At 57.4% G+C, this 16,762-nt stretch carries 13 protein-coding genes; 1 reads left to right on the top strand and 12 read right to left on the bottom strand.

Annotation, left to right across the window (positions count from 1 at the left end; all coding sequences use genetic code 11):
* Positions 1 to 71 precede the first annotated feature (71 nt).
* From ACRER8_RS06640 to ACRER8_RS06615, 6 genes are all read right to left on the bottom strand, one after another.
* Positions 72 to 968: a transglutaminase family protein gene (locus tag ACRER8_RS06640; RefSeq protein WP_431745550.1), complete on the bottom strand. Its 897-nt coding sequence runs from the start codon at positions 966 to 968 to the stop codon at positions 72 to 74.
* A complete protein-coding gene (locus ACRER8_RS06635; protein ID WP_431745549.1) occupies positions 968 to 3,469 on the bottom strand; it encodes a circularly permuted type 2 ATP-grasp protein in 2,502 nt (833 codons plus the stop codon). Before ACRER8_RS06635 ends, ACRER8_RS06640 begins: the two co-directional genes overlap by 1 nt.
* A gap of 145 nt (positions 3,470 to 3,614) precedes the next feature.
* Complete coding sequence (locus ACRER8_RS06630) at positions 3,615 to 6,908, bottom strand: DUF2126 domain-containing protein (protein WP_431745548.1); 3,294 nt, start codon at positions 6,906 to 6,908, stop codon at positions 3,615 to 3,617.
* A gap of 190 nt (positions 6,909 to 7,098) precedes the next feature.
* On the bottom strand, positions 7,099 to 7,527 hold the full coding sequence (locus ACRER8_RS06625) for a hypothetical protein (protein ID WP_431745547.1): 429 nt from the start codon (positions 7,525 to 7,527) through the stop codon (positions 7,099 to 7,101).
* A 476-nt stretch (positions 7,528 to 8,003) separates the two neighbouring features.
* Entirely contained in the window at positions 8,004 to 8,771 is a 768-nt protein-coding gene (locus ACRER8_RS06620) for a hypothetical protein (protein ID WP_431745546.1), read from the bottom strand.
* Positions 8,772 to 8,773: 2 nt separating this feature from the next.
* Positions 8,774 to 9,646: an NAD synthetase gene (locus ACRER8_RS06615; RefSeq protein ID WP_431745545.1), complete on the bottom strand. Its 873-nt coding sequence runs from the start codon at positions 9,644 to 9,646 to the stop codon at positions 8,774 to 8,776.
* A gap of 185 nt (positions 9,647 to 9,831) precedes the next feature.
* Here ACRER8_RS06615 and ACRER8_RS06610 point away from each other — a divergent pair, with 185 nt between their 5' ends.
* The gene (locus ACRER8_RS06610) at positions 9,832 to 10,320 is read left to right on the top strand and encodes an Hcp family type VI secretion system effector (RefSeq protein ID WP_431745544.1); all 489 of its coding nucleotides are present in this window, start codon (positions 9,832 to 9,834) and stop codon (positions 10,318 to 10,320) included.
* A gap of 51 nt (positions 10,321 to 10,371) precedes the next feature.
* On the opposite strand, the gene ACRER8_RS06605 is transcribed toward ACRER8_RS06610, so the two are convergent.
* The 6 genes from ACRER8_RS06605 to rpsF form a co-directional block, all read right to left on the bottom strand.
* Positions 10,372 to 12,681, bottom strand: a complete 2,310-nt coding sequence (locus ACRER8_RS06605; protein WP_431745543.1) for a YgiQ family radical SAM protein — start codon at positions 12,679 to 12,681, stop codon at positions 10,372 to 10,374.
* Between the two features lie 163 nt (positions 12,682 to 12,844).
* The gene (dnaB, locus tag ACRER8_RS06600) at positions 12,845 to 14,242 is read right to left on the bottom strand and encodes a replicative DNA helicase (RefSeq protein WP_110951041.1); all 1,398 of its coding nucleotides are present in this window, start codon (positions 14,240 to 14,242) and stop codon (positions 12,845 to 12,847) included.
* Between the two features lie 148 nt (positions 14,243 to 14,390).
* Positions 14,391 to 14,837, bottom strand: a complete 447-nt coding sequence (gene rplI, locus ACRER8_RS06595) for a 50S ribosomal protein L9 (RefSeq protein WP_296188284.1) — start codon at positions 14,835 to 14,837, stop codon at positions 14,391 to 14,393.
* Positions 14,838 to 14,857: 20 nt separating this feature from the next.
* The gene (locus ACRER8_RS06590; RefSeq protein ID WP_431745542.1) at positions 14,858 to 15,754 is read right to left on the bottom strand and encodes a hypothetical protein; all 897 of its coding nucleotides are present in this window, start codon (positions 15,752 to 15,754) and stop codon (positions 14,858 to 14,860) included.
* A 43-nt stretch (positions 15,755 to 15,797) separates the two neighbouring features.
* Complete coding sequence (gene rpsR, locus ACRER8_RS06585; protein WP_037015707.1) at positions 15,798 to 16,028, bottom strand: 30S ribosomal protein S18; 231 nt, start codon at positions 16,026 to 16,028, stop codon at positions 15,798 to 15,800.
* Positions 16,029 to 16,056: 28 nt separating this feature from the next.
* Positions 16,057 to 16,482 carry a 30S ribosomal protein S6 gene (gene rpsF, locus ACRER8_RS06580; RefSeq protein ID WP_431745541.1) on the bottom strand — a complete coding sequence of 142 codons (426 nt, stop codon included), beginning with the start codon at positions 16,480 to 16,482 and terminating at the stop codon, positions 16,057 to 16,059.
* Positions 16,483 to 16,762 lie beyond the last annotated feature (280 nt).

The following is a 16,762-nucleotide window of genomic DNA, read 5'->3' as shown; positions in this document are numbered from 1 at the left end:
AGTAGATCCGACTCAGCTTGCGCCAGATCTCGATAGCGGGCACGCATACTTCCAGAGGTGTATCAATCGCCTCACCCCGCGACAGGCATTACGGTCACCCGCACTTCCGGGTCGTGATTGCCGCCGCCCAGGATCACTCCGCGCAACGGCGAAACATCGGAAAAATCCCGTCCCCACGCCAGGCTGATATGCTCCAGCGCGGGCTGGATATTGTTGGTCGGATCGAAATCCACCCAGCCCAGCACCGGGCAAAATACCGAAACCCAAGCGTGGGAAGCATCGGCGCCAATCAGGCGTGGCTGGCCGGGCGGCGGTTGGGTCAGCAGATAACCGCTGACATAACGTGCCGCCAACCCACGTGATCGCAGACAAGCCAACATCAGGTGGGCGAAGTCCTGACAGACGCCGCGACGGGTCTCCAGCACTTCCACCAACGGAGTCGCCACTTGGGTCGCCTCGCCATCGAAGGTGAATTCGTCGAAGATCTTTTCCATCAATGCCTGCGCACATAGCAGCAGCGGCCGCCCTGGCGGAAAGCAACTGGCGGAAAACCCCACGAACGATTGTTTCAAGTGAACATAGGGCGATTCAAAACGATAACGACAGGCCTCGAGCAGGTCCGGCGACATCTTCGAGGCGCTGTATGTCAATGTGCTGCGAGCCAAATTCCACGGCGCCGACTGCTGAAAGTCCAGCGCCGGGCGCTCCAGCACCTCAATCCGCAGACGCGCATTGACCTGCAATTCGTCGTGCGGCCGCTCGAAGGCCAGTCGCGTCAGCGGATTACCGAACACATCCAGCTCGTCCCGACGCGTGGTCGGCGCCGGGCTGATCACCAACTGCTGTTCCAGGCAACGCTGCCAGGGACTGCGCCGCGGCCACAGGTGTGCCAGTTGCTGAGCCAGCGACACCGGGGTGTCGTACTTGTAATGGGTATCGTGAAGAATCTGGTAATGGGCGCTGTTCATCAGACGGACACCGTGCGCTGGCTGACATCATCGACGTGGGCAAAATGGCGCAGCGCCAAGCGGTCTGAAGCCTGGCCGCTGGTGTCACCGATAATCTGCAGCAGATCCGCCAGCCCGTGCAACGCGGCCCTGACGCTGCCTTGGCCGAACAGCCCGCTCTCCAGACATCCCAGATCGAAAGCCGCCAGCCGCTGCGTCAGTGTCGCGAGAGCGCTGTCCTGCAGTACGCCGAAGTCATCGTTCAATCGTCTCACCGAGCGCGTCACCAGCTTGAGCTGGAACAGCACGGCGTGAGGATTCTGTTCATCGAGCAGCAGCAAATCGAGCACCGGGATCAACTGTGGCAATGCCAGATAGCGTGAGCGGTAGGTGATGCTGCTGTTGCCCAACTCCAGCAGCCAGTCCAGTGCGTCCTGATCGAACACCGCATCGCTGCGCAGGAACGCCGCCAGACTGGTGCTTAGGAACTGCAGACGCTCGATCCGCCGGCCGATCATCAAGAAACGCCAGCCTTCGTCGCGGGTCATGTCATCCAGCGCAAAACCGGACAGCGCTGCGAGGGACATCACCAGACGATTGAGGAAATCCAGCAGCTCTCCAAAGTCCGGGGCATCGGTGTCCAGGTGGGTGGCTTCGTGCTGCAACTCCACCAGCGCCTGCCAGTTTTCCCGGGACAGCTTGCCACGCACCTGGGATGCAGCCCACTGCAAGCGTTGCAGATTGGAACGCAGGCTGAACGGCCAATCCGCACCCAGCAAGGCGGCGAGCAACCGGTCATGCAGCTCGCGGGGGTCCTCTTCGTCCTCTCCAGGGACCAGATTCAGACGCTCGCCCAGCTCAACTGCGGCTTGCAGCGCCAGCGGGTCATCGCCATCGACGTAACGCGCAAGCATGATGCGCAGCAGCCGCGCGCTGTCGTCGCAACGCTCGCAATAACGGCCGAACCAGAACAGGTTTTCCACCACCCGCGACGGCAGATACGGATCGCGACGGATCAGGTCGTGTACACCCAATGAATGACGACCTTTCCACTGTTCGCTGCCCAAAGTGCGCTCGCCGAGAACCCAGGTGTCCTTGCTGGCGCCACCACGCTGCATCGATACCACATCGGCGTCAGCATCGGCGGCCACGCGTGTCAGGCCACCCGGCAACACGCGATAGCCATCGGCAGTGGCGACGGCGTAGACCCGCATACCGATGGCGCGGGGTTGCAATTGCGTATCCGCCGCCTGCCATACCGGCGCATGGGACAACTGCGCCAGCTCCTGTGCGACATAGGCGTAAGGCCGGGCCTGCATGCGAGCGGCCAGGGCCTGACGCTGCTCGTCGTTCAAATCACGGCCGAACACTGGGGCGAAGCTCTGCGAAGGGAACGCCGGTTTGATCAGCAATTCAGACATCTTTTCCAGCGCCTGCGCCAGCACCGGAGGCTCGCCGCACCACCAGGTCGCGATCGACGGCAGGATCAGCTCTTCGCCGAACAGGTGCTCGTTGATCTTCGGCAAAAAACCCAACAGCCCCGGCGACTCCAACACACCGCTGCCCAAGGCGTTGGCCACCAGCACGCGGCCCTGACGCACGGCTTCAAGCAAGCCCGGAACACCGAGTGCAGAGTCGGTGCGCAGCTCCAGCGGATCGCAGAAGTCATCGTCCAGGCGCCGCATGATCGCGTGCACGCGGCGCAGGCCGCTGAGAGTTTTCAGATACACCGTGGCATCGCGCACCGTCAGATCGCTACCTTCCACCAGCGGATAGCCCAACTGGCCTGCGAGGTACAAATGCTCGAAATAGCTCTCGTTAAAGCGCCCTGGCGTGAGCAGGACCACCAACGGTGCTTCGTTGCTGCTTGGCGCCTGACGCGCGAGGGTCTCCTGCAACGCGCGAAAGAAGCCGGACAGATGCTGCACTTCCAGATCGCGATACAGCTCGGGAAACGCCCGCGACACGATCAGACGACTCTCCAGCGCGTAACCGGCTCCCGATGGCGCTTGTGTCCGGTCCGCCGTGACCCACCAGCGGCCATCGGGGGTGCGTGCCAGATCGACAGCGTAAACATGCAGGAACGTCCCTTCCGGCGGCATTACGCCTTGGCACGGCCAGAGAAAGTTGTTGTGCCCGAACACCAGCTCGGCGGGCAGCAGTCCTTCGGCGATCAGCTTCTGCGGGCCATAAAGATCAGCCAGCACGGCGTTGAGCAAGCGCGCCCGTTGAGCGATGCCAGCTGCAAGCTGTTGCCATTCATCGACCGGAATCAAATGCGGCAGCAGATCCAGTTCCCAAGGCCGGTCCGCGCCCTTGGGATCGGCATAGACGTTGTAGGTGACACCATTTTCCTGAATCTGTCTGGCGAGCAGTGCCTGACGCTGAATCAACTGGGCAGGGGTACTGCGTTGCAGATGCTCATAGAAACGCAGCCAATGCGGTCGGACAGCGCCGCTGGCGTCGAGCATCTCGTGATATGTACCCGCAGAAAGCGGATATCGGTCAAGCAGGTCAGGCATGGAAGGCTCGGCAGACAACTAAAAGGCTCGAATTAGCAGAGATCAGGTTAACGCAGATGAAGTGACACGTAGTGGGTCGCTTCCCTGCGGCCACTCTCTGAGCCGGCCTGATGGGTGCGATCAGGCTGAATGGTACGGGCCATGTTTATCGATGCAGACGCATATCCAGCGTCAGGGGCAATTCGTCATTGAGGGTCAGCGCAGGCACTGCCAGTTTGCCGGGGCTGTGGCCGACGCGGAAAAACCGCGACAGGCGCCGACTTTCGGCTTCGTTGGCATTCACCGGCAGGGTCTCGTAATTACGACCACCAGGATGGGCGACATGATACTCGCAGCCTCCCAGCGAGCGTTGCATCCAGGTATCGAGAATGTCGAAAACCAGCGGCGCATGAACGGGAATGGTCGGCTGCAAGGCGTTGAACGGTTGCCAGGCGCGATAACGCACACCCGCCACGAACTCGCCGACCCGACCGGTCGGCTGCAGCGGCACAGGGACGCCATTGCACGTGAGCATGTAGCGCTGCGGCGGCAATCCGGTGACTTTCAACTGCAGGCGCTCCAGCGACGAGTCCACGTAACGCACTGCGCCACCGGCTGCGCCCTCCTCACCTAGCACATGCCAAGGCTCAAGAGCCTGACGCAGCTCCAGCTCGATACCACTGACCGCATAATCGCCAACTTTCGGAAAACGAAACTCCAGATGTGCCGCGAACCACTCGGCACGCAGCGGATAACCGGCGGCGTTGAGCTCAACGATAACATCGGCGAAATCCTGCTCGATGAAGTGCGGCAGCATGAAGCGGTCGTGCAGTTCGGTTCCCCAGCGGGCCAGCTTGGCTGGCGCATACGGCTCGCGCCAGAACCTGGCTACCAGCGCCCGCAACAACAGTTGCTGCGCCAGACTCATGCGCGGGTGGGGCGGCATCTCGAACGCGCGTAATTCCAGCAACCCCAGACGACCCGTGGCGCCATCGGGCGAGTACAGCTTGTCGATGCAGAATTCGGCGCGGTGCGTGTTGCCCGTGACGTCGATCAGAAGGTTACGCAGCAGCCGATCCACCAACCAGGGCGGGCATTCTTCTCCCGGCGAAGGCATTTGCGAGAAGGCGATTTCCAGCTCGTACAGCGAGTCGTTGCGCGCCTCGTCGACACGCGGGGCCTGCGAAGTCGGGCCAATGAACAGCCCGGAAAACAGGTAGGACAGCGACGGGTGGTTATGCCAGTAGCTGAGCAGACTGCGCAGCAGATCAGGCCGACGCAGGAACGGAGAGTCCCCCGGCGTCGCGCCACCCAATACAAAGTGGTTACCGCCGCCGGTGCCGGTATGGCGCCCGTCGATCATGAATTTTTCGGTGGTCAGGCGGGTCAGACGCGCCTGCTCGTAGAGGAACTCGGTGCGCTCGACCAATTCGTCCCAACTGGAAGATGGCTGGACGTTGACTTCAATCACGCCCGGATCCGGGGTGATACGGAAGTTGGCCAGACGTGGATCACTCGGTGGCTCGTAGCCCTCCAGCAATACCGGGCAATGCAGCTCTTCGGCGGTCGCTTCGATCGCCGCCACCAGCTCAAGATAAGCCTCAAGGGATTGCAGCGGAGGCATGAACAGATACAGACGTCCGTCCCGCGCTTCTGCGCTCAACGCCGTGCGCGTCAGCCAGTCGGCTGACTCGTCGATGAACGGTGCGCGTTCGGCGTTGGGGTCTTTTTGCTCGGTCAGACTGTTGAGGCTGTTGTCGACGTCATCGCGATCCGGCAGATCAGGGAAGTCCTGGTTGTAGTCGGTTGGATGAATGTACGGATATTCCGCAGCCTTGACCCACGGCTGGGAGGCCAGCGGCAAGCGATAACCCAGCGGCGAATCCCCCGGCACCAGACGACAGTGATCGTCACGCAGGAACCAGCGCCCACTCTGCCAACGATCATCGGCAGCGGTGCGCGCCAACGGCAGGACATGCCCAATGACCTTGTCCAACCCCTGCGCGAAGACCTTGGTAAGCCGCGCCCGCTCCAGCTCATCGCTCAAACGCGAGTCTTCGGCGCTGACGTTTTTCGGCAACGCGCCTTCACGCCACAGGTAATAGAAATGGTCTTCATAGGCGGGGAAGACGTAACGCGCCGGCAATTTTAGCCGCTCGGCGACGCTGCGCAGGAAACGTCCGGCCATCTCGCCATCGGTGCCGTAATTCTCGTTCTCATCAGCGATTAGCGCATCGTTTCGCCACACCGGCTGGCCATCGCGACGCCAGAAGCAGTTCAGCGACCAGCGCGGCAATTGCTCACCCGGATACCACTTGCCCTGGCCGAAATGCACGATGCCCTGGGCCGCGTAATGCTTGCGCATGCGTTGATACAGCTCAGCGGAAAGCGCGCGCTTTTTCGGCCCCAACGCGGCGGTATTCCACTCGTCGCCGTCACGGTCATCGATGGACACGAACGTCGGCTCGCCGCCCATGGTCAGGCGCACGTCGCTGGCGATCAGATCGCTGTCGATCTGTCGGCCCAGGGCCTGAATATCCAGCCATTGCTCTTCGGTGTAAGGTTTGGTAACGCGCGGCGCCTCCCATATGCGTTCCACCGACATTTCGTGGCTGAACTCGGTTTCGCACGGCTCGACCAGACCGCTGATCGGCGCTGCGGAGGACGGCTCGGGGCTGCACGCCAGTGGAATGTGCCCCTCCCCGGCAAACAGCCCGGAAGTCGCATCCAGACCTACCCAGCCTGCGCCCGGCAGATACACTTCGCACCAGGCATGCAGATCGGTGAAATCGACATCGGTGCCGGAAGGACCATCCAGCGCCTCGACGTCGGCCTTGAGCTGAACCAGGTACCCGGAGACGAACCGCGCGGCCATTCCCAGGTGACGCAGCAACTGCACCAGCAACCAGGCGGAATCCCGGCAGGAGCCGGACGCATTCTCAAGGGTGAATTCCGGGGTCTGGATACCCGGTTCCATGCGAATCAGGTAACCGATGTCGTTGGCCAGCCGCTGGTTGAGATTCACCAGAAAGTCGATGGCTGGGACAGGTGTGCGATCGATACTGTTCAGATACGCCTCAAATTTCGGCGTCAGCGGCAGCTTTTCCAGATAGGGCAGCAGCTCGTGGTGCTCTTCCCTGGCGTAAGTGAAGGGGATTTTTTCAGCGTAGGGCTCGAGGAAAAAGTCGAACGGGTTGAACACCGCCATTTCGGCGACCAGATCCACCTCGATACGTAATTCGTCCGTTTTCTCTGGGAACACGAGCCGCGCCAGATAGTTACCCTGCGGGTCCTGTTGCCAGTTGATGAAGTGGTTTTCAGGCAGGACTTTCAGCGAATACGACAACACACGCGTGCGGCTATGTGCCGCCGGGCGCAAGCGCACGATCTGCGGACCCAGTTCTACCGCTCGTTCGTAGCGGTAATGCGTGACGTGGTGCAAGGCAAAGTGAATCGACACGGCGTGCCTCCTGCGAGCCTGGACGGTAGAGTAACCGCGCAAGACTTATGCCACCCCGACAAGTCAGGCGCCTTCGGCGTTCATGATGCTCGCTCAGCCAAGCAAAGCACCACAATCGCGCCAGCTTCGGCGGATGGTGCAAGGGTCGCACGGAAATGAGGCGGATGGGGTTATTTGCGCCGTTCGGCCTTTAAACGGCGTAAACGGGCTTGCGGATAACGAGAAACCGCTTTCGCTTGTTACGCACGATGACCATAATCTTTCTCATTTCACGATGACGATTTGAATTGAGGACCAGCAAACCCATCAGTGGAGAAAGCAAGGCGAGGAAATATAAAACTTTGATTGGACGATATTCGATCATGGGAAGTGCGACGCACAGACAAGTGACGAACAGCGACACTATGCCCCACACCCACACCACTCGTCCCCATACCAAAAAAAAGTGGCAGATACACATATAAACCACAGCAATACCGGCACTCCCAAACAGCCACTTTAAGCTGTCATCCGGTTTAAAATCCCGAAAAAACACCTCGGTGTAAAGTACCAAAACAAACATGATCGAAAAAATTCCCGCAAAAATCCCAGCTATAAATGTAGGGAAGTAGCGGCGCATGAATAATAAGAACTCTAAGGGCCTCATAGGCTACCTACAGCACCAACATTGTGCCTGCATGGGCGAGTGGTGCCCGGAAGAGTACGGGATGGGGCAGATTCGATAGCACTCATGGTCCAAGTGTCCAATTTATTGGTCATCGTGGGATTCTAACCTGGCAAGCAGCCGCATAACATTTAAACAACCGCCGAGTATTACAAACAGAATTGCATACATAAATATACCAAACCAGAACATTCTTGGCTGCTCAGCAAATTAGTACCGATTAACAGGCCCGGCTTTCCCACCCATCAAAACAACGCCGCTCATAACGCTGTCATATATCAAATACGCTGTCACCCCCATAAAAAGAGTTATTAGCAAGATACCTATCAGATAGCCTATATTCTTTATAACTCCCTCCTGATAAGAATTACACATGGAGCAAATATCTGAGAATTTATGGAAGCCACCCAGGAATGTTGATACAAATTTTTTCACTCTCGAAGCAATAGCATTAGTTTCAAAAACAGACCACAGGCGCAAACAGCCAACAAGTGCAAAAGCATAGACAATCCAAACATCCATGGCTCATCCCCTAAAGAATAAGTTTTTGGAGGACCATATCTACCTGCTCCGGCAACCACTCCACTCACTATTCCTTTGTAGATTAAAAACAGCTTCAGAACCAGCACGACAGCCGAGAAAAGAGAGATTATCCAACATACCAATTTAACCAGCATGATACCGTGCTTTGATTTGATGACAGATCTTCGCGTTTTTGATCTGCGCAGATGATTTGTAGCGGTCTCATGTCTTAACGTTTCTACCCTAGGTTTGATCCCGGCCGTTTTCGCCATTCGATTTCTCTCTGCCGCCTTCAGCATCTGCCGATAGAGGTCGCTGTTTAGACAATAAAGACCCATCAAAGGCAAACATAGAGTGAAGGCATAAAAACCAAGGTTCGGCTGATACACAATCACAGGGATATCAAGCACGAGGCAAAAGGCGAATAGAGAAATCATCAGTGCCACCCAGCGAGGATAGCCGTGGAGAATTTTCACACCTGACAAAATCTGCAAAACACCGTACAACAATATGAAACCGAAAAACAACTTAACCTTCAAGTCGATACAATCATTCTTAAGATAAGTATCCCACATTAACAGGATAGAAAACGAACACGTGAAAATCCCTAAAAAAATCGAGATTAAGAACACCAAGAAATGACTCATTCGATATTCGGATGCATCGTGATCATGCATGCTCAAAACTCTCCATAAACCGCAACAGCGACTGGACTGAGATTCCCTAAGAGCAAGCTGCCTGCAACAGACGAACCCGCCGCTAGCAAATCCCCAATCTGAACATATGTTTGTCTTTTAATTTGAGAGTTTGTATAGCGGCTAGGAAGACCCACCAATTCTTTCTGATATTTATGCACCTCCGTGGTGAGCGCGAGCCTCTCTTGCCGAGATAAGCCCCGGAGTATCTCGGCATAGCTCTTCCGGGTGGCCGCTTTAGTTGCCAGGACATATCGAACTGTAACAAAAACTGATGCCGAAGCCCCCGCCAAAGTTATCCCATCCAAGATAGCCGTTATCCACTGATACCAAATATTGGAATCTACATCGTCGACGATTGACGGATCAAGAAGCTCACCCGCGACACGCGCCACAGCAATTCCACACTGTATTGTTCCCGCAACTACTGCCGCTTTTCCAAGTATGGTAAAAACAGCGCTGGTGCCTAGCGTCAATGGCGCTGCCATTACCCCTCCGTACACAACGCACCAACTGAGTATCGCTCCGCCGCACGCAAAAAAGGCTCCCACGGCTTCTAGTACAAGCCCAGACTCACGTTCATTAGTCGCTAACAACTTTGCAAATTCTTGCCCTCCCAAATACCTCGGCGCTTCTCGAAGTACAATCCGCTTCACAGAAACGCTGCAGACCGGCTGAAACTCCCTGAGCATTACGACATTAAAATCGCTGTCTATAAAGACCACACCTGCACCGACGATTGCAGGATCTGCATCTATAATATGAAATAGCTTTTCAAGATCGATAGAGTGCTCAATCCGATCCCTTGCCAAGCTCCGCGCAATTGAAAAACCATCTCGGATTACTATGCCGCTCATTCCTTTGTCCTTTACCGTGGCTGGAAGTGAACGAGGATAGGCAGTAATTTTTGGCAACGATGTAGGAAATCTTTCTTTTTCCTGCGTGAAAGATCCCGTTCTACTCTCCACCTATTGCCATTGAATTCGTAGTGAGAAAAGGTGCGCATCGACATTACGTCGATCATCGTTTTCAAGGAGTGCATATGCCAATTGATATGTTTTTAAAGCTAGGCGATATCAAAGGTGAATCCAAGGATAGTTCACATAAGGAAGAAATCGACATTTACAGCTTCCAATGGCTTATGTCGCAATCTGGCTCCATGCATCAAGGCGGCGGTGGTGGTGCAGGTAAAGTCAGTATCGGTAATTTGTGTCTGAGGAAGCCGTTGGATAAATCCTCGCCCAATTTGATGATGGCGTGTTCAACTGGCAAACATTATCCTGAAGCGACATTGACTATCCGCAAAGCCGGTGGAGCCGCACCCATTGAATACACGATCATCAAACTCAAAGAGGTCATGGTTGCTTCTTACGAAACAGGCGCGGGAACCAGTGAAGAAATCATCAAGGAAAGCATTGCCTTAAACTTCGGTCAGGTCGAAGTCAGCTACCAACCGCAAAAAGCCGACGGCAGCAAGGACGGCGGCGCTATAAAGTACGGTTGGAACATTCGCGAAAACGTGAAGATGTAAAACGCAAAACGCCAGCTCGAAAGCTGGCGTTTTTGTTTACAGCGACGTCACTCAGCGCGGGAACACGGGTTGGCGTGACGGTTTCTTGCTCTTGCCGCCCTTCCCGCCTTTGGCCGCATCGGCGCGGTCCTTGGCAGCCTGCTTGTTGCGTGCAGCTGCGGCGGCCTTGGCTTCTTCACGCTTGTCCCACGGTTTGCTGCCGTCGCTGCCACGTTGCGGCAGGCCGATGTGCTGTGTGAGGATCTTGGTGGTCTTGGCGACCTTGTGGCTGCCAGCGGGCGTCGAGTTCTTGCGACGGGCACTCTGGTAGCTGTCGGTTTCTGGCTGATGCAGCGGGATCAGTTGATTCTTGCCCGGCCCGATCAAGTCCGAACGGCCCATACGTTCAAGCGCTTCGCGCAGCATCGGCCAGCCTTTCGGGTCGTGGTAGCGCAGGAACGCCTTGTGCAGGCGACGTTGCTCTTCGCTTTTGACGATGGTGACCGCGTCGCTCTTGTACGTGACCTTGCGCAGCGGGTTTTTGCCCGAGTGGTACATGGCGGTCGCGCTGGCCATCGGCGACGGGTAGAACGCCTGCACCTGATCCGCCCGGAAGCCGTTGCCCTTGAGCCACAGCGCCAGGTTCATCATGTCTTCGTCGGTGGTGCCGGGGTGAGCAGCGATGAAGTACGGGATCAAGTATTGCTCCTTGCCCGCCTCTTTCGAGTACTTCTCGAACATGCGCTTGAATTTGTCATAGCTGCCGATGCCCGGCTTCATCATCTGGTTGAGCGGACCTTCCTCGGTATGTTCCGGGGCGATCTTCAGGTAACCACCGACGTGGTGGGTCACCAGCTCTTTGACATATTCCGGCGACTCGACCGCGAGGTCGTAGCGCAGGCCAGACGCGATCAGAATCTTCTTCACGCCCGGCAGATCACGCGCACTGCGGTACAGCTGAATCAGCGCCGAGTGGTCGGTGTTCAGGTTCGGGCAGATGCCTGGGAACACGCACGACGGCTTACGGCAGGCGGATTCGATTTCCGGGCTCTTGCACGCAATGCGGTACATGTTCGCGGTCGGGCCACCGAGGTCGGAAATGACGCCGGTAAAGCCAGGCACTTTGTCGCGAATCTCTTCGATCTCACGAATGATCGAATCGTGAGAGCGGTTCTGGATGATGCGGCCTTCGTGTTCGGTGATCGAGCAGAACGTACAGCCACCGAAGCAGCCACGCATGATGTTCACCGAGAAACGGATCATGTCGTAGGCCGGGATCTTTTCCTTACCGTACGCAGGATGAGGGACACGTGCGTAAGGCATGCCGAACACGTAGTCCATTTCTTCAGTGGTCATCGGAATCGGTGGTGGGTTGAACCAGACATCGACTTCGCCGTGCTTCTGAACCAGCGCCCGGGCGTTGCCGGGGTTGGTCTCCAGGTGCAGAACCCGGTTGGCATGGGCGTACAGCACGGGGTCGTTGCGCACTTTTTCCATGGATGGCAGCCGAATGACCGTCTTGTCGCGGGTCATGCGCGGGCTCGCCAGAATCTGCACGACCTTGGCTTCGTTCGGATCCTCAGTCGGCCCCTTGTCCTGCTCGATGGCGCAGGCTTCGGTGTCTTGAGTATTGACGTACGGGTTGATGATCTTGTCGACCTTGCCCGGCCGGTCGATGCGCGTGGAATCGACTTCGTACCAGCCTTCAGGTGTGTCGCGGCGAATGAACGCAGTACCGCGCACATCGGTGATGCTTTCAATGGTTTCGCCATAGGACAAGCGATTGGCGACCTCTACGATCGCCCGCTCGGCGTTGCCATACAGCAGGATATCGGCGCAGGCGTCGATCAGGATCGAGTTGCGCACCTTGTCCTGCCAATAGTCGTAATGCGCGATGCGGCGCAGCGATGCCTCGATACCGCCAAGCACGATCGGCACGTTCTTGTAGGCTTCCTTGCAGCGCTGGCTGTAGACCAGGCTCGCGCGATCCGGACGCTTGCCGGCCATGCCGCCGGGCGTGTAGGCGTCGTCGGAGCGGATTTTCTTGTCCGCAGTGTAGCGGTTGATCATCGAGTCCATGTTGCCGGCAGCGACACCGAAGAACAGATTCGGCTCCCCCAGCTTCATGAAGTCGTCTTTGGACTTCCAGTCCGGCTGGGCAATGATCCCGACGCGGAAGCCTTGCGACTCCAGCAGCCGGCCAATGATCGCCATGCCGAACGATGGGTGATCGACGTACGCATCACCGGTGACGATGATGATGTCGCAGGAATCCCAGCCAAGCTGATCCATTTCTTCCCGGCTCATCGGCAGGAAAGGCGCTGGCCCGAAACATTCGGCCCAGTACTTCGGATAGTCAAATAACGGCTTGGCTGCTTGCATGTCGATGACCAGGGTTCGTAATCGGGGAGGCGAGTTTCGGATGGAAATTCGCGGGCGCGGAGAATAGCACAAATTTTGATCAAATCCGACGACAGAGGTCGGATTTGCGGTTGGCTTTAGATCGCGCGCTTTGATGCCCCGTGGACATCAAAGTCGCGGTTTGTCACTCATCATCATCAAAGTTATAACTACCCGGCGCAAGGTTCTCGAAGCGGGTGTATTTACCGATGAACGCCAGCCGCACGAAGCCAATCGGGCCGTTACGCTGCTTGCCGATGATGATTTCAGCGATGCCCTTGTGCTCGGTTTCCGGGTGATACACCTCGTCCCGGTACACGAACATGATGACGTCGGCGTCCTGCTCGATCGCACCGGATTCCCGCAAGTCGGAGTTCACAGGACGCTTGTTGGGGCGCTGCTCCAGCGAGCGGTTGAGCTGGGACAGGGCCACCACCGGGCAGTTGAATTCCTTGGCCAGCGCTTTCAGGGACCGGGAAATCTCGGAGATCTCGTTGGTGCGGTTATCGCCGCTGGAGCCTGGGATCTGCATCAGCTGCAGGTAGTCGATCATGATCAGGCCGATCTCGCCGTGTTCACGAACGAGGCGTCGAGTCCGCGCGCGCATTTCCGATGGGCTGATGCCAGCCGTGTCATCGATGAACAGCTTGCGATCATTGAGCAGGTTCACCGCCGAGGTCAGACGAGGCCAGTCATCATCGTCCAACTGGCCGGAGCGGACCTTGGTCTGATCGATACGACCGAGCGAGGACAACATACGCATGATCAGCGATTCGCCAGGCATCTCCAGCGAAAAAACCAATACCGCCTTCTCGCTGCGCAGTACCGCGTTTTCCACGAGGTTCATGGCGAAGGTTGTCTTACCCATCGACGGACGACCCGCGACGATGATCAGGTCAGAGGGCTGCAGACCGCTGGTTTTTTCGTCCAGGTCGGTGTAGCCGGTGGACAGGCCGGTGATCCCTTCGCCGAGGTTGAACAAGGTGTCGATGCGATCGATTGCCTTTGTCAGCAGGTCGTTGACCCCTACCGGACCACCGGTCTTGGGCCGTGCTTCAGCGATCTGGAAGATCTGTCGCTCGGCCTCGTCGAGGATTTCCTCAGCAGTGCGACCTTCCGGATTGAAAGCGCTGTCGGCGATCTCGTTACTGATGCCGATCAGCTGTCGCAGGGTCGCGCGTTGACGCACGATCTGGGCGTAGGCCTTGATGTTGGCGACCGACGGAATGTTCTTCGCCAGCTCCGACAGATAACCGAGACCGCCGACTTGCGAAGTCTGGCCTTCCTTGTCCAGTTGCTCGGACAGGGTCACGACGTCGATGGGCAGGTTCTGATCGGCCAGTTTGGCGATGGCGCGGAATATCAGGCGGTGGTCATGGCGGTAGAAGTCACCGTCCGAGACTTGATCCAGCACGCGCTCCCAGGCGTTGTTGTCCAGCATCAGACCACCGAGCACAGCCTGTTCGGCCTCGATGGAATGCGGCGGCACCTTCAAGGCAGCGGTTTGCAGGTCGTATTGCTCGGGAGCGGAAATATCGTTCATGGCCACACGGAATCAGGGATTTGAATCAGGATACTCAGAAATGACAAAGGGCACGACCTGAGAACAGGAACGTGCCCAATGCTAACCGGCTGCCGAACAAGTCGCCAACCGGTCAGACTCCCGCGCCGAGGCGCAGGAATCGAACTGCTTAAGCAGCCACCACAACAACGCGAACGGTAGCTTCAACATCGCTGTGCAGGTGCACGGCTACGTCGTATTCGCCAACGTTACGGATGGTGCCGTTCGGCAGACGAACTTCAGCTTTGGCCACTTCAACGCCAGAGGCGGTCAGTGCGTCAGCGATGTCGTGAGTACCGATCGAACCGAATAGCTTGCCTTCGTCGCCAGCGGTGGCAGTGATGGTCACTTCCAGCTCGGCCAGTTGGGCAGCGCGGCTTTCAGCCGATGCTTTACGGTCTGCAGCGGCTTTTTCCAGCTCAGCGCGACGCTCTTCAAACGCAGCCAGGTTGGCGGCGGTTGCAGCGGTGGCTTTGCCGAAAGGCAGCAGGTAGTTACGGCCGTAACCAGCCTTAACGTTTACTTTATCGCCCAGGTTGCCCAGGTTGGCGATTTTTTCCAGCAGGATGAGTTCCATTTGGTAATAACCTCTTAACTTTAACCTTCACCGTTCGCAGAACCGTTATCGGCGTCCTTAGACGCCAGACGGCCGCGAAAATCAATCAGGCTGTCGACAATGGCAAACACCACCAGCAACGGATAAATCAGCTGCATGAACAGCAACAACGTGACGTACAACCCCACCAGCCAGAACCGGGTCAGGCGCTTTGCAGCCACCAGACCGTGAATCAGGGCCAGCCCCGCGAACATGAGCGGCACGCTGCACAACGGTGTCAACATCGCCAGCTGAGGACCGAAATTCGGCCCTACCAACATGCACACCAGCAGCACCAGCATCGGTGCCCGCGGGAGCTTTAGGCTGCGAAATTCGCGCCCGAAACCGCCCGGGTTATACAACAACGCCTGCCAGTAACGCCCAAGAATCAGGCATACCACGCTGACGATCTGCAACAACGCTGCTATCAGGCCGTTGAGGACCGGTGTAATCAGTGCTCCCAGACGCGCTCGCTCTTCTACCGACATATGCTGGTAGACATCACCGAAGACGTGGGGCAGGAGTTTCTGCAACTCCCCGGCCATGGCTTCGATGGGCTCGCGGAAAACCGCTCCCAGAATTACTGCGTACAACAATCCAAGCCCTACGCTGACCAGCAGCACGCGGACCCAGGACTCGCTGGCGCGCAATACGGCCGCCAACCCCCATGAACCCAGCAACACCATCAGGGTGCGAGGTTCACCGAAATACCACCAGACCAAGGCCGGCAGCAGAGCCCAGGCAAGTACGCCCAAGGCGTCGCTCAACCCGCGTCGCAGGAGCACAAGGCAACCTGCGGCAGCGCTCAACCAGAACAACAGCGGCAACGCCGCACATCCAACCACTGCGAGAGTGGCCTGCACGCGGCCGCGCATGATGAAGTCAGCCATGGCGCGCATGCGATTTATCCCTTACTGCTTTTTCTGTCGACTGAACCTGGTCTCAGCGGCCGTGGCTGTCGGTGTAGGCCAGCAGGGCCAGGAAGCGGGCGCGCTTGATAGCGGTAGCCAGCTGACGCTGATAACGAGCTTTGGTACCGGTAATGCGGCTAGGAACGATCTTGCCGGTTTCGGATACGTAGGCTTTCAGGGTGTTGAGATCCTTGTAATCGATCTCCTTCACATTTTCAGCTGTGAAGCGGCAGAATTTACGACGACGGAAGAAACGTGCCATGTAATAGGCTCCTCAAAAGGTCCGTGGATTACTCGTCAGCGTTATCGCTGTTGTCGCTGTCATTGCTGTCGTCGCCATCGGCGCTGTCAGCATGCTCAGGACGGTCGCGACGCTCACGGCGCTCACTGCGGTTTTCTTCAGCCTTGAGCATCTCGGATTGGCCGGTAACGGCTTCTTCGCGACGGATGACCAGGTTACGGATCACTGCATCGTTGTAGCGGAAGTTGTCTTCCAGCTCGGCCAGGGCCTTGCCAGTGCACTCAACGTTCAGCATCACGTAGTGAGCCTTGTGAACATTGTTGATTGCGTAGGCCAGTTGACGACGGCCCCAATCTTCCAGACGGTGGATTTTGCCGCCGTCTTCTTCGATCAGCTTGGTGTAACGCTCAACCATGCCGCCGACTTGCTCGCTTTGATCCGGGTGGACCAAAAAGATGATTTCGTAATGACGCATGAATGCTCCTTACGGGTTGTAGCCTGCCGCTCAAAAACGGTCAGACAAGGAGTGAATGACACTTATGGATCTTGCCGCAGGGAGGCACATCGGTGCCCGCCAGGAAGGCAAGGGGCGCAATTGTAGAGAAGGGGGAGGAAGCGTGCAAGGTGATTGGTGATTATTTGAACAATCTCCCTCTCGGGCCAAACACAAACCAATGTGGGAGCGGGCTTGCTCGCGAAAGCGGTGTATCAGCCCCAACTGCAGGGGCTGGCCTACCGTATTCGCGAGCAAGCCC

The organism is Pseudomonas sp. (assembly GCF_050739935.1).
Lineage (GTDB): Bacteria > Pseudomonadota > Gammaproteobacteria > Pseudomonadales > Pseudomonadaceae > Aquipseudomonas.
The sequence above is the reverse complement of the archived record's forward strand: the minus strand, read 5'-3'. Positions and strand labels throughout refer to the sequence as shown.